9 protein-coding genes are annotated in these 15,773 nt (G+C 34.2%); 2 read left to right on the top strand and 7 right to left on the bottom strand.

All coding sequences use genetic code 11. The annotated features are described in order from the left end of the window. Window positions 1–29 precede the first annotated feature (29 nt). The 6 genes from FQU21_RS09250 to gdhA all read right to left on the bottom strand — a co-directional run bounded on the left by FQU21_RS09250 (window position 30) and on the right by gdhA (window position 13,481). Window positions 30–5,600, bottom strand: a complete 5,571-nt coding sequence (locus FQU21_RS09250) for an alpha-2-macroglobulin family protein (protein WP_147677720.1) — start codon at window positions 5,598–5,600, stop codon at window positions 30–32. A 248-nt stretch (window positions 5,601–5,848) separates the two neighbouring features. After that, window positions 5,849–6,325, bottom strand: coding sequence for a regulatory protein RecX (locus FQU21_RS09245; RefSeq protein WP_147677719.1), 477 nt, complete (start codon window positions 6,323–6,325; stop codon window positions 5,849–5,851). A 48-nt stretch (window positions 6,326–6,373) separates the two neighbouring features. Then, window positions 6,374–8,782: a TonB-dependent receptor plug domain-containing protein gene (locus FQU21_RS09240; RefSeq protein WP_147677718.1), complete on the bottom strand. Its 2,409-nt coding sequence runs from the start codon at window positions 8,780–8,782 to the stop codon at window positions 6,374–6,376. A 2-nt stretch (window positions 8,783–8,784) separates the two neighbouring features. Continuing rightward, on the bottom strand, window positions 8,785–9,504 hold the full coding sequence (gene recO, locus FQU21_RS09235; RefSeq protein WP_147677717.1) for a DNA repair protein RecO: 720 nt from the start codon (window positions 9,502–9,504) through the stop codon (window positions 8,785–8,787). Beyond that, window positions 9,504–11,852: a type IX secretion system anionic LPS delivery protein PorZ gene (porZ, locus tag FQU21_RS09230; protein ID WP_147677716.1), complete on the bottom strand. Its 2,349-nt coding sequence runs from the start codon at window positions 11,850–11,852 to the stop codon at window positions 9,504–9,506. Before porZ ends, recO begins: the two co-directional genes overlap by 1 nt. 285 nt (window positions 11,853–12,137) lie before the next feature. Beyond that, window positions 12,138–13,481, bottom strand: a complete 1,344-nt coding sequence (gdhA, locus tag FQU21_RS09225; RefSeq protein ID WP_147677715.1) for an NADP-specific glutamate dehydrogenase — start codon at window positions 13,479–13,481, stop codon at window positions 12,138–12,140. 198 nt (window positions 13,482–13,679) lie between these two features. On the opposite strand from gdhA, the gene FQU21_RS09220 reads away from it, so the two are divergent. Next, complete coding sequence (locus tag FQU21_RS09220; protein WP_246124811.1) at window positions 13,680–14,477, top strand: THC0290_0291 family protein; 798 nt, start codon at window positions 13,680–13,682, stop codon at window positions 14,475–14,477. A gap of 71 nt (window positions 14,478–14,548) precedes the next feature. Continuing rightward, window positions 14,549–15,262 carry a DUF3298 and DUF4163 domain-containing protein gene (locus FQU21_RS09215; RefSeq protein WP_147677714.1) on the top strand — a complete coding sequence of 238 codons (714 nt, stop codon included), beginning with the start codon at window positions 14,549–14,551 and terminating at the stop codon, window positions 15,260–15,262. Here FQU21_RS09215 and FQU21_RS09210 read toward each other — a convergent pair. After that, a complete protein-coding gene (locus FQU21_RS09210) occupies window positions 15,252–15,734 on the bottom strand; it encodes a DinB family protein (protein WP_246124810.1) in 483 nt (160 codons plus the stop codon). The two genes, FQU21_RS09215 and FQU21_RS09210, sit on opposite strands and share 11 nt — an antisense overlap. Between the last annotated feature and the right edge of the window lie 39 nt (window positions 15,735–15,773).

Here is a 15,773-nt window from a genome sequence, read left to right as displayed (position 1 = left end):
TCATAAGCCCTACGCTTTCCCCCAAGCTATTACTTTTCAACCTCTACCCATTGCCCTTTGGTTCGTACTAAAAAGTCGTTATCATACATCGCTTCCGCTTGCACGCCGTATAAATAGTACGTTCCTAAATAAGACGCATTCAGCATCACATTAAACGTTTTGGTGCTGTACTTTCCTTTTTCGGGTAAATCGAAATAGAAATTTACACGATCGTCACGAATATCTGTAAAACGTGCTTGACTTGTTGTACTGCTACCAAAAGCGGTGAATCTCGTATTTACAATTTCCCATCCCGATGGGAATATTTGGGTTAACGCAATATCATTCACATCGTAATCTTTTAAATTACTCACCTGAACGGTAGCCACAAAATCCTGACCTTGCTGTAATTTAGAAACATCTATTTTGTTCCCTTCTAAATTTTTATAAACCACCGAAACACTTAAACCACGTTGTTCGGCCAATTCGCTACCCAACGGTAATTTTCCGGAATTTAAAACTCGAACATACACTAAGTTATCTTTTTGGTTGGTTAAAGTGATCGTGTTAGCGCCGTCATTTACTTGCAACTCGCGTTGTGCAATCGCGTTTTTAGACGCTATCGTTTCTTCTTTTCCGTTGATAGAATAACTTAAGTTTAGCGCTTTTCCGCCATTAACATTTACCATTTTGGCCATAGCCAATAAACTAAACGCCGAGGTTTGTGTACTCATCCAGCGATTGCTCGATAAATCTTTTGCAATGGTTTCTGCCAAATCGCGCATTTGTGTGTTTTTGGTCAGCACCATAGTTTCTAAAGCCATAGCACGGTTTCTATCCACCGATCCGTAGGTATAATAATTATTTTTTAACGGTTTGAAATTAATGTTTGCGGTTTTAGAAATAGCATCACTCGCCTCTTTTTGTCCCGCCAAAGCATAAGCCGCTGCTAAGCGCCATTTGGCTTCGTTAGAGATTTCGCTAAACTCGCGCAAACGGTTCATACTGGATAGATCTGGACTTCCCGCCAACGCCAACGTATATAATCGGTACGCTTGTGCTAAATCGGAATTATAACTTTGGTAGCTTGGTCGCCAATCCCGAGCCGATTGCGTTTGGTATTTTATCCAATTGCTTTTAAAAGTTAATGGCAATACAAAGCCTTTCTTTTCGGCTTCAATCATAAAATGCCCTGCATAACTAGTGCCCCAATCATCGGCGGCATTTTCGCCAATCCAATAACTTAAACCGCCATTTGGCCTTTGAAAATGACTTAAACGCTTAATCCCTTTTTCAATATTCGTTTGAATTTCGGTTTTCTTATCAAAAGTAAGATCGAAAATATCAACTAAAAACAACTGCGGAAACACGCTCGACGTCGTTTGCTCAACACAGCCATGCGGATATTGAATTAAGTACTGCAAACGACGTGAAAAGTCCATTGGAGGCAAAGTAGAGAACTCTACTGTCGCCGTATTTGTTCCCGCAACACCAAATGTTGAAAAACTAAGCGTTTCATTCGCATTTGCTTCCAAGGTTTTATCGATAGCTTTCGATGTTATCGGGTTGGGGTTCACCACATCCAATTCTACTTTATAGCTCGATTTTTCACCATGTCCAGTCGCAATAACCTCAACGGTATTGATCCCTTTTGCTTGACTGACATCCAGTTCAAAATACGTCATTTGTTCATCGGGCTGCGCAAAAGTCATGGTTTTATTTTGTTCACCAACCACTGAAATGCCATCGCTCAATTTCAAACTAATACTTACATTTTTAACTTTAGGTTCCATAGCAAAAACCGTTACCGGAAGCATCACTTTTTCACCCGGACTCAACTTCCGCGGAAGCGTTGCTAAAACCATTAAAGGTTTTTTAACTTCAACAGATTTATCGGTGCTACCGTAAGCCTCATGATCATTATCGCCTGCAACCACCATGGCACGCACGGCTCCAATATAATTGGGAAGTTTTACACTGTGGGTTTTGCTTTGGCCTGCTTCTAATTTAAAAGGGCCTAAATACGTAACCACGGGTTTAAAACGGTTGGCTTTTTTATTTTTTCCACCGGCTGCACTACCATCACCACCAATGGCAAAAACTTGATCGATACTTCCGGAATACGCGCCAATAACATCGTCGAAAACATCCCAAGTTTTTACACCCAAAGCTTCACGTTTATAGAATTCGTTCCATGCATTTGGGGTTTTAAATCGGGTTAAATCTAGCAAACCTTCCTCGACCACCGCAATAGTGTAAGTCATGGGTTTATTATTTTTTTCTGTAATTTTTATATCAAACTTTTGTTCCGGACGCAGTACATCGGGCATCTCTAATTCTGGCTCCAATTTAGTTGCGGGATCTTCCACCATTATTGGAATTACGCCATATAAACGAATAGGTAAATCGTTGGCCGAAATAGCATGTGGCTGTAATAATGAAATATTTACAAACACGTTTGGCGCCATTTGAGAAACTATAGGCACCTCGACTACCGTTTCGCCTTTTTGCGTTTTCACCCATTTGGTACTTAGCACTTCGGTACCGTTTTCAACACTCACTAAAGCGCGCCCCTCGCTACCCGAAGCAAAGGTTAATTTTGCTGTTTCACCAACATTATATTTTTCTTTATCGGCTGAAAAAACAAGCATTTTTGCAGCTTCCTTATCATTCGACCCGGAATTTTGCCACCAATTTTTATAAAAATAAGCAGTACGCCCTGTGGCATGCCCACTAACGGGATCGGAGATTCGTATTAAATAACGTCCGCGATCCTCATTAGGAATTTTTAAATTGAACGTGCCTTTTCCATTTGCATCCGTGTTAATTTTAGAATTAGAATATGGCTTGTGATAACTACTAGATACGTAACTCGATAAATCATCATAAGATGAATTCCACCACCAACGCCATTCTATTTTATACACTTTAACCTCAAGGTTATTTCGTTTTAAAGGTTTTCCTTGAGCATCCACAACAACCACATCGAAAGCTTGATTTTCATCTGTAAAAAAGGAACCATAAGCATTCCCTTTTGGAGAACGTAATCCCACAAAGGACTCATAAGGCGCATACTGTTTAGTAAAGGCATCCATGGAGAAATCGCCGCCATTTTCAAATGCTCGTACTAAAAATTGCGCATTCAGCATACCTGGTGCATTTTTACCAACAGCGAGTTTATTATTAATAGTTGCTAAACCATTTTCGTCCACTTTACCTTCAAAAACAATGGTTTCTTCAGTTTGAAAATTACGAGTAGGATCGTTAAATGTATATTGCTTATAGTTTTCAAAAGCCGTGTAAGCCGTGCTAAACTTGGCTTTAATTTCTGCTTTTAAGTTTTTTCCAACGGCCCCATGCAACCATTTTACATCTAATGTGCCTTTTAGTGGATTATTACTTGTTAAAATTTCATCTTCAAAAGCAACTTTAATTTTTAATCGGTTTGGTTTAACCGTTTCAATTTTTAGTCCTTTATAAAAGGTGGCACCACCAACAGAAACCTTAGCGTTATACTGACCGGTTTTATCTTCATCTGACGTTGGTACGGTGAATTTAAAAACATTGTTTAAATGATCTGCGGTTACCTTTTTATAAACTAGTTTTCCGTTGGGATCTGTAATTTCCAGTTTTACAGGGTGACCGCTTGGTAATTTATTGGTTTTATCATTCAGCATAAAAGTTAAATGCAAGGTATCTCCCGGTCTCCAAACACCACGCTCACCGTAAATATAGCCTTTAAGACCGCGTTGTAAACGATCTCCAGAAACATCAAATTTACTTAGCGATAACGAGTTGGCATCACTAAGTTTTATATAAGTTGTGTTTTTACCTTTGGAAACAATAGCAAAAGCAGCTTTTTTATCGGAATCGATTATGGTTAAACCTTCTTCATCGGTATTTCGACTGGCTAATTCTTGTTGCTGAAAATTATAAATAGTCACTTTAGCATTAGCCTCCGGGTTGGTATTTAAAATATTAGTTACCGCAAAGTAATAGGAATTATTCGCCCCTTGTTTTGCAATAACGCCTAGGTTTGAAGCCAATAAATTTTGGGATACTATTTTGCCTTCGCCGTAATAAGCCTCGTGGCAGGGATTGTTTTCTTCGCGCCAATTATAACTGTAATCTTTATAGCGATAGGTTAAATTATCCCAATAGGCTTCTTCGCGTAACTCTTCATCTTCGGAGTCCATATCAGCGTAATCGCCTTCGTAATAATCTTCCTCGTAATATTCATTATAACCATCATCTTCGGAATTTGAAGTTGTTGGATTTGCTTCGCAATCGTATAATGAATAGGCTTTTTCATAACTTAACTCCACGCGATAAATAGCACCAGGATCGGCTTGAAAAAATCGAGATAAATCGATGCTATATGCTTTCCATTTTCCAGTGTTTTCGGCAGCAGACTGCAACTTTATAGTTTGTTTTGCAATACGGCGACCAACCTTTTTTATATCGTATCTATTATTAGAATTCAAATTATTATCTTGAAGAAACTGCAGGACATTATCTTCAAAAATCTTGATAACTCGCACATCTACGGCACTTAAATTAACGGCTTCAAAATTAAATTTTAAGGCTTCGGAATTGGGCAAAATGGTGCCATTACTAATTAATCGCACTTGAGGTTTTAACTCTTCAAAAGCAATGGTTTCAGAAAAGGGTTGCTTCAATTTAAAATTATCGGTGTTTTTAATACCTTGAAAAACATCAACCTGAATATTCCCCACCAACTTACTGGATGGATACACTTTTAACACATTGCCATCGACAATATATTTTGGGTTTTTACTTTTCTGAATGGTTACTAAACCATCAAAATTTTGCTGTTTTTTTAAAGGATCGGAAAAGTTGATGGATAGGTGCTGTTCCGGCGATTGAATGACATCAACCTCAACAATAGTAAAATTATTAATACCAGGAATCGTCATGGTATTTTCACCTTCGTTGGATGCGTTAATGGCGCTCCCGTTCCATTTCACTTGAATAATATCGTCTTCAATTTTACGACTTATACTATCGATTTTAAATTCGAAATATTTAGCACTTTGGCTCGCTTCATTAAAAACAATATTTAATTTTTTACCGTTTTGCGATGCTTCAACTAAAGTTTTAGCATCGTTAAGTGCCATAATATCTGCCGATTTTATAACACCTTCAAGGTATTGCCAATTTTTGCTGTAGGACTGTAAATTATTAGTTTCAATATTAAAATTTGGGGTTATGGTTTTAAACTGAAATGTATAATTTTTATAACCTTCCGATATATCGTTATAGATTTCTCCAAGTTTCACGGTAACGGTGTATTCGGTGTCCGAATCTAAATATTCGTCAGGAGTAAAAAGTAATGTATGATTGTTTCCAACGATAAGCTTACCCTCAACATGCGGTTTTATGTCCAGAATATTATCGGTAATTTCTTGGTTCATTTCCCAACCTCCAACGGGTTTTGTTAAGTTAATTTGAATAGGCTTAGCCACCGAAGTCCGTCCCGAAGTGGTATAACTTATATAATCTCGAAATTTAAAAATATTATCGGTTTCTTCTACTTTCTTTTTACAAGATGCAAAAGTAATGACAAGCAGCGCGAAGGTTAAAAACTTTTTAAAAGACATAAATAGAGGTGTTAAATGAAAATAAACGCAGATTTAATAAAAAATGATCCTATTAATAAAAAGCAATGCTTCCTTTTAATATTTTAGGTTTCATTAAATTGTTTATAAAGTTAAAAGATTTTACTGATTTTGATAGTTTTATTGATCAAAAAAAGCAGGATTATTCTTAATCAAATTTAAAAACTTAAAGCTTTTTTGAGATATTTCCAAACCTGATGAATTCAACGATTAAAACACCCGATTAACCGTTATTTTATTATTTGATAAGCTTTGTCATAAACCAAATGAGATTCCCAACCACGGTATAAAAAATAGTCGATAAACTTTTTACGTTTTTTTAAAACGTTAGTTTCTTTTAAGGTCTCGGCTTTTTGTTCGGTTAAATTATTAAAAACCTCGATATACTCATCATCGGCGATTTCAGCCAGTGCTTTATTTATATTTGTTTTCCCGATATCTTTTTTTTTAAGTTCAAAAGACAAGCGTCCTTTTCCCCAATGTTTAATCCGGAATTTTCCGCGTACAAAGGCTTTTGCAAAGCGTTCTTCATTAAGAAAATTATGCTCTATAAGGTGCACCGTAATTACATCGATGATTTCAGGAATCATTTTCATCGCGATTAATTTTTGCTTAACCTCCAGATGGCACCGCTCCTGATACGCACAATAATGCTCCATTTTCCTGGTAGCTTCCTCCAAAGTATATGTTTTTATAGGGCGTTGCATAATCAATAAAAATTACAATGAAGTTAACTAAAATATTTTATACTGAATTTACAGCGTGTACTTTAATGCTAAAATGACATTTAATCCGGCAGCCGCAATTCCAGACGAATAGGTTTTATAACGTTGGTTGGTAATATTCTCAACACTTGCTGAAATGGATGTGAATTTATGGATTTGATATTGCATTCTAAAATTTAAGGTGTACCAAGCTGGCGAATACGGATTTCCATCCTGGTCTAACGCATAAATATAATCTTTTTCAATTTCGGAAGGCGCTAATTCATCAAACGATAATTCGGCATTATAATTAGTAAAAGCATCGAGTTTCAACTTGTCCTTCACCCATGTTATATGGGTATTTCCAAAATATGGTGCCACGTGCCTAGCGGGAACCTCAACACCTTCATCTTCCTCGGTACCGCGAACAATACTATATTGAGACGTGATATTTAATGCTTTAGAAATATTGTATTTCATGCCAACTTCAAAACCATAAATCCAAGCTTTGGATGCATTTTGAATGGCTTGCACGTTGCTCAATTCGCCATCGTACATAATTTCTGTCTCACCATTCAAACTATAATCTCTACGCACCAAAGCGTTATCTAAATAGGTATAATAGGTGTTTAAATCTAAAATAAGCTTATCCTTAAAATTTAATTTTAAACCTAACTCACCGCCATAGGCATATTCTGGTTTTAAATCGTCGTTTGGAACGACTACAGAACCCGGTTCGGAATCGAAAACTTTACCAATATCGTCAATGTTTGGCGCTCTAAATGCCGAAGACGCATTCAGCTTCCACTGCATAATATTATTTGGCGACCAACTCACTCCCGCGGTTCCGGTGAGCGCTCCAGCTTCGTTATTAGCCGTGGTAAAAGGTAAATTTAAATAGGCGTTATTATCGGTGAAATCGGCTTTAGAAATTACCTGATTAAAACGCAAGCCCGATTGCAATACAAACTTACTATTTGGTTTATATTTTATGCTAGAATAAACCGCAGCCGATTGCCATGTAGCGCCATTTGGGTAACGGGAAACGGTAGAGTCTACCGTATTTGTATCGACATTCTCATCCGTTCCAATTGATGATACTTTATTATAAATATATTCGAAACCATAAAAGAATTGCAATTTGGAATTTAAAGTTTTTTCTAAATCTAAATTAAATGAATATGCATCTACAGCTTCTTCCCGAACACTTCTAATAGATGATTGAAAATCGCGATCCATTCGGCTTTCTTCAAAATTTTGATACGCCACAGTAGCTTTTATTTTATCGTACAAATTAGAATTACTACTTAATTTAGTCACCTGCAAATTGGACATAAACCAATTTTGTGGCCCATAATTCCATTCTGCGGAACGCAGCGTTCCACTTCGGTATCGAATTAAGCGGTCGTATCTAGGAATATTTGACGATGTCGTGTAAAACAAACCTAAATCGAAGCTTAAATTTTCAAAAGGTTCGTAGCGTACTTTTTGCATTAGATTTAATTGATTGTAACCAGAATGTTTTTGCACTAACGGATTAGAATTTTCTTGAATACCATCTGTACCGTTTTCTACCACCACATATTCGGGTCTTAAATAATCGTCTGGGCCATTTTTTCCCATTTTTAAATCACCAAAATCGGTATAGCTCGCGCTGGTAACAAACCCCCATTTTTTATATCCTAAATTAATATCGAAATGCCCCGTGTTTTCATGACTTGCTGAAGCATATCGCGCCACAACATTCGATTTTATAAGAAGTGAATCTGTGTAAGATAATTGTGGTTTTTGTGTAAAAAAACTCATAACGCCTCCAATAGCATCGCTTCCGTAAATTACAGAGCCTGCTCCCAAGGTTACTTCGGTATTTTGAATTGAAAACGGATCGATGGCAATTACATTTTGAAGATTTCCACCTCTAAAAATGGCATTATTCATACGTACACCATCTACCGTAATTAATAATCTATTGGTTGAAAACCCACGAATCATTGGGCTACCTCCACCCATTTGACTTTTTTGCACATACACTTGCCCCGTAGTTACTAATACATCGGCACTGGTTTGTGGGTTTGTAAACTGTACATTTTTAGCGTTTAGACTTACTATTTTTTGAGGAATATCTCTTTTATTTTGTTCAAATTTTGAAGCCGAAATAACGATTTCTTGAAGTCCTTCGGTATTAGACTCTAAAAACACTTTATGGGATGTACCAATTTCTTGCTTTGTGGTTTGCTTTAAAACATGAGACAAATGCTTAAAATAAATAACTTCGGTGTCTTGAAAGTCGCTTAAAGAAACTTCTCCCATAAAGTTTGTAACTTCAAATTTGGATTTATCGACATTATAAATAGCAACTCCAAAAACAGGTTCTTGCGTGGTTTTATTAAGCACTTTTATATTTTGAGCACAGGCAGCCCATGTATATAAAAGGAAAAAAATATAGTAAAAACATTTCATGATTAACTAAAAACTTGATTGAAAATCTTCAATGATTTTGGTTGTTTAAAACTGCCCAAATGTAATTCAAAATACAGTAAAATCATATTTAAAAACGACTGCCTTTGTCGAGCATTAATCTTTAGATTTTGCAAGGTCTCAAAAGTAGTTTCTAATAATTTTTTTAGAAGGTTTAAATCTTCACCAGTAATGGTGTTTCTAAAATCTTGTTTTACTTGAAACTTACCTTCAACTAAATTAAAATGATCCAATTCACTATCGGTTACATCAGGATAAAAGCCTAAATATTTAGATAAATTCAGTAAAAACAACAGATGAAAATTAGCATAATCATTTTGCTCATCGAGCCACAATAAAGTAGTTTCCAGGTAACTAAATAAAGTTTCATTTTGTTCTTCTTCTCGCAAAGCGCTGCTTAAAACTTCGGATAAAAACATCACAATTGCGCTTTTTAACACATGGGTATGTAAACTACTATATAAATGATTTATGCGTACTTCACTTAAGTTTTGTAACGACCTGTTTTCTTTATAATTAACCGTTATTTCCAATTGAGAAAGTAATTGAAAATAAGCAACTTTGGTATTGCCTTTTTTACTTTTTAAAACACCTCGAAGCAAAAAACTAACAATTCCTAATTCCTTAGTGTAACATTTTACAATTAAATCGTTGTCTCTATATTTTAATTTAGACAATACGATAGCGGGGGTTTTAATAAGCATTATCTTATCACCATTAATTTTACCACTTTGGTTTCGAAAGTGTCTAAATCTGAAATCATAATTAAATACACACCAGAGGCTACAATATTATTTGCCATATTTTTACCATTCCAATATACGGTTCCTCCGTCTATTTCGAGGTTGTAATTATTATACCTAAGATTTATTCTGGATTGTGCCTCGGCGACTAAATTGCCTTCGATATCGGTGATTTTTATGTTTACATTATCGGAAATGTTTTTAATTTTCACCTTTTTTTCAACGATATCAAAATTAGGTCGAACTGGATTTGGATAAGCATAAACGGTTTTTAAATCGTCGGTTGACTGTGAACCACCAGACTTAAAAGACACCAAACCTTTACTGGTTGCAAAATAGATTAAGCCATTAGTTTCATCAATAGAGATATCTTTTACATCGTTAGACGGCAACGGAGAATTATCTGTAGTAAAATGATATATAGTTTCTTGCCCATTTGACGATAAATAAAAAACACCAGAATCCATAGTTGAAATCCATTTATTATTCGATCCATCGACTTTTATATCCGAAATAAATTGGTCTGCTAAAAGTTCTTTGGCAATACCATCTTCTTCAATAATTATTTCATCTGCACTTAAATTTTCATCTGTAAAAAAATTGGACGTATTGTATAATACTCTTAAACCTATTTCTGTACCAATCCATAGTTGATTTGTATTATCTATAGCTAAAGCTTTAATGGCTTTATCTGGTAAATTTCCGTCATCATCAATAATTTTTATTAATGAGTTTCCATTATTTTCATTAAAACCAATAAGCCCATTATCGGCACTTGCCATCCATTTGGTATTATCTCTACCTACAACAAGATCTCCATAGCCTCTATCTTGGATTAACTTGTCTGTAATTAAACTTTCAAAATCATAACTTACCCAAGTATTATTTGTTGGATTTAGTGATTTTAATGGGTTTGCTATTTTACTGTTAGTAACCCATAATATGCCATTTTGGTCAAAAGTTGAAGTACCAATACGAACATCTATATAATTTGGATTAGATATTTTTAAGGATTCTAAGGTACTATTTGTTTGATTATATATCTGTGCAGGAACATCGTCAATAAATTCAAGCATACCTCTAAAAAAGGAACTGATAAAAACTTGATTAGCATTATTTGGGTTTACAGATATATCATTTAATACCCGAGCACCAAAAACATTTTCATATTTAGTATTTATCCATTCTCCGTTATTTAAGTGACTCACTCCCCTAGCATTTAAGCCTCCGCTTCCATATGGATTATAAAATAAATCATAAGCACCATAGGTAACCCAAATACCATTGGGTTCGGCTTGAATAGAAAATGGAATATTCAACAACGGCCCATCGGGATGAATTTCCTCGTAATCCATAGGGTTTAAAATAGAGGTAGATAAAATTCCGAAATCGTTTGTTCCAATATAGATACGATCGGCATATATTTTAGCAGAATTAAAAGATGTTGAAAACTCTTCATTTTTAGAAGCCTGAACAATTAAATTAAAATCAATATCATAAACAAAAACGTCATTCTTAGTGGTAATAACCAATTTATCTTCTATGCTACTTGAACTAAGAGGTAAATTGGGTAGTAAAAACAAACGATTAAAACCTTGATTAGTAATTTCAAAAGACCACTTATTAAAAGCCACTGCAAACAATTTGTTTTGAACCACTTGCAAAGTATAAAATTCGGCAACATGTATCGTTTCCCAATTCTTATAATCGATTAAATTAGGGCTCGTAATGGGAGCTTTTTTAACGCCACCGCCATTACGGCAAGCAGCGTAAATATTTCCTTCAAAAATAGCTATTTGCCTCACTTCAATCTGAGCGCCCAAATTACCGATAAAATAAGAATCTCCAAACTCTAAACGCTCTAAATCGAAAGTAGAAATACCATACCCTGTGGATAAATAAATATAATTATGATACGCCGTAATATGGTTTATTTTTTTTTTATTATCTGTAATTGTTGTTTTATTAACAATATCAACCACTGATAATACCTCACCATTATCAAAAACAATCTCTATTAAACCATTATGATAACCAATGACTAATAACTCATACATTTCACTATAATATATAGTAGAAATCGTTTCTCCAGATAAACCGTTTACAGTTGTTATTTCTTCTAAATGATGTGTTTGAGTATCAAAAGTAAATATGGCATTCTCAGAAGCACCATATATTTTATTGTTACCAACGACTACATCGGTTACTTTATTATATGAAAAATACCCTTCCCAAAGATTGGAAAAATCCTGTGCAAACTGCAAAAGGGGCCACATATAGATTAGAAAAATTACAATTTTTTTAAACATCTTTTTTAGCGTAATTACTGTTTAATAATCCCCTGAATAAAACAACATAAAATGTATTCAAATTCAAATATATTCATATCTAACGAATTTAACTTCAAAAAAATATAATATGCTTATTAAAAAAGTTTCCACACACGTTTAAAAGAATACAAAAAAAGTACTAAGTTTTAGTTTAAAACCTAGTACTTTTTTCATAAAATTTGGTAAAAAGAAAAATAGAACTATATCACCGACTATACTTTAAGTAAGTTTACAGTTGAAAATTTATACTTAGAATTCACAAAATTAAACAATACCTTGTGCTAACATGGCATCGGCCACTTTAACAAAACCAGCTATATTGGCTCCACGAACATAATCAACATAACCATCTTTATCGGTTCCATATTTTAAACATGATTTATGAATATCGGACATGATTTCTTTTAACTTATTATCAACCTCTTCTCTAGTCCAGTTAAAACGTAACGAATTTTGTGTCATTTCTAAACCAGACGTAGCAACACCTCCTGCGTTTGAAGCTTTGCCAGGTGCAAATAATATTTTTGCTTTATGAAATATAGCAATAGCTTCTTTTGTTGATGGCATATTAGCGCCTTCACTCACACAAATACACCCATTACTTATTAGCAATTTAGCATCGGCTTCGTTTAATTCATTTTGGGTTGCACAAGGCAAAGCAATATCGCATTTAACGCCCCAAGGTGTTTTTCCTTTTTCAAAAATTGCTTCAGGGTAGCGCTCCAAATATTCACTAATTCGACCACGTTTAACGTTTTTAAGAGTCATGATAAAGGCTAATTTCTCGGCATCTATACCATCTTCATCATAAATATATCCAGAAGAATCTGAGAGGGTAAGCACCTTACCACCCAATTGCAGCACTTTTTCCGCAGCATACTGCGCTACATTTCCAGAACCAGAAACTAAAACAGTTTTACCTTTAAAACTCTCATTTTTAGTTTCAAGCATTTTTTGCGCAAAATAAACATTGCCATAACCTGTAGCTTCTGGTCTTATTAAGGATCCTCCCCAAGATATTCCTTTTCCAGTTAATACTCCTGTAAACTCATTTCTAAGCTTTTTGTACATACCAAAAAGAAATCCTATTTCGCGAGACCCCACACCAATATCTCCCGCCGGAATATCTGTATTTGAACCAATATGTCTAAATAACTCACTCATAAAAGCATGACAAAAACGCATAATTTCGTTGTCACTTTTTCCTTTAGGATCAAAATCACTACCACCTTTTCCACCTCCCATAGGTAAGGTGGTTAAACTGTTTTTAAAAACTTGTTCGAAAGCTAAAAATTTTAAAATACTCATATTTACAGTTGGGTGAAAACGCAACCCGCCTTTATAAGGACCAATGGCAGAATTCATTTGAATTCTATACCCACGATTTACTTGAATCTCGCCATCATCATCAACCCAACATACTCTAAACATAATAGCACGTTCTGGCTCCACCATACGTAATAATATATTTTTTCCGTAGTATATATCATGTTCAACAATATACGGAATTACAGTTTCTGCAACCTCCTCTACTGCTTGTAAAAATTCTGGTTCTTCACCATTTCTTTGCTTTACTATATCTAAAAATGCTTTAATTTTATTTTTCATTTATTTTGAATGCTATACAAATTATACAATATGTAATTCTACAACACAAATATACATTATTCATAATATACGTGTGCTAATTTTACGAATAATGTAAAACTAGTTTTTCCGTTTTTCTAACAACTATTTGTATTAATTGTTTGTTGTTATGGTTTTTATATCTTTGTTATATTAATACCTTAAAATTGAACATTAATTATGCTTATACCTAAGCGTTTAACTTTTTTGATTTGCTCTTTTTTTGCATTTCAGTCAATAATTGGCCAGTCCAACACATTCAATGAAATAGGTATTATTTTAGGGCCGGTTCAATTTCGATCAGACTACGGTGAACGGAAAAACAGTAAAACAAATGGAGGTAATTCTGGTTTTGGAATTGGTGTAGTGCATTATTTTAACTTTTCATACAACAGAAGTAGGAATGATTTCACCAAATACTTTATCAATCATTTTAAAATTAAAAATGAAATTTCATACAATAAAACCAATTTAGAACATTTAGGAAAATGGGTTGACGCTAGCAGAACATCTGATAACGCCAATAAATTAAGAGCACACAAAGGTGTTGCTGAAAATCTAGATTTTGGTTCTCAACTGGAATTTTACCCTTTAAGCATAAGAGATTTTCAAGTATATAGCCCTAGAATAGCTCCTTATATTGGTTTAGGAATTCATTACACCATATTTTCTCCAAAAGTAAGCACCAATTACGCAAACCCAGATCCTTCTGCTACTGGAAATGTATTAGATTCTAGCAATTTTTATTCCGGTTGGGAATCTGGCTCTGTAGATGCTAGTCCTGGAAATACATTTTCTATGGTTAGTAATGTTGGTATGCGCTATAAATTAAATCGGTATTCCGATTTAATACTCGACTTAAGATTTCAATACTATTTTAATGATTGGGTTGATGGACTTAACCATCAACTAGAATCGAACAAAAATAACGATTGGTTACTTTGGCTAAATGTTGGATATATATACTACTTTGATTAAAATCATATCATTTTTAATTCGGTATATCTAAACGCAATAATTATCTTTAATATTGCTAAATAACACAACTTATGTATAAAAAAAATAGTCTTATTATTATCTGCCTTTTAACCTTATTTTTTAGTTGTAAAGAAGATATAAAAATTACTTTTGAAGACTTAAATATTACTACCGAAAACAATACAATTGTAGAAGTTAACATCCCTAAAGCTCTAGGAAATAAATCTATTACCCACAATATTAACTCGGAAATAGAAAAAGCAGTTATAAGAAACCTGCATATTGGAGAACTTGATAGCATAACTTCCGCTTCTATTGAAGAAAGCATTACAGAATTTAATAAAGCGTTTATAAAATTTCAAAATGATTTTCCTGAAACTGCTCAAATTTGGGACGCTCAAATTGATGGTGAAACTATGCTCAACTCACCAGAAATCATCAGTTTAGCCTTAACATCCTATCTAAATACAGGTGGTGCTCACGGCATGTTGCACATTTCTTTTTTGAATTTTGAAACTTCAACAGGGAAACTAATTCCTAATGAAAATTTAATAACCGATACCGCTGCTTTTAAACAAATAGCACTTCCTTATTTTAGAGAAGCTACAAAAGAAAAATATCTCTTTGAAACGGAATTAGATACATTTACTTTGCCTGAAAACATAGGGTATAATGACGAAGGTATGGTACTTCTTTATAACGCATACGAAATTGCCCCATATTCTACAGGTATTATTGAGTTTGTAGTTCCTTTAAATGAAATTGAAAGTTGTATTAACTTTTAACAGCACGAGATAAGGCTAGAATATAACCTATATGCATCCCTTCGTGTACTAAGTTAAACTGTAACGCATCATCAATACTTGTTAATGTGTTTCCGGTGGTAGACACGGTATATTCGGTATAATTTTTAAAAACGCCATTTTTGTAATCGGCTTCTAGTTGGTTAGTAGTAAACACCAACAGTTTTTTAATGTCATCAACCTCAGCTTGAGTTACATCGCCCTCTGGTTTACTATCTTTTTTGTATTTACCAACCATTTCATCGCTTATATGCAGGGGTAAACCAGATAATTTATAAGCTAACAGCTCTGTTGTAACTAAAATATGAGCCACATTCCATATAATATTATTATTAAAGCCTTCTGGAATTGTATTTAATTGCTCTAGAGTATTGTTTTCAATATGTTTTTGTGCCATGGCACGAAGATTTGCTAATACGTCGAATGTGAATTGCATGTTTTTAAATTTTTGCATAAATATACTTTTAAAACTAAATAAAATCTAAAAATAAAT

Origin of the sequence: Algibacter pacificus (assembly GCF_008033385.1) — a bacterium.
Classification (GTDB): Bacteria; Bacteroidota; Bacteroidia; order Flavobacteriales; family Flavobacteriaceae; genus Algibacter; species Algibacter pacificus.
This window is presented reverse-complemented; position numbering and strand designations above follow the sequence as displayed.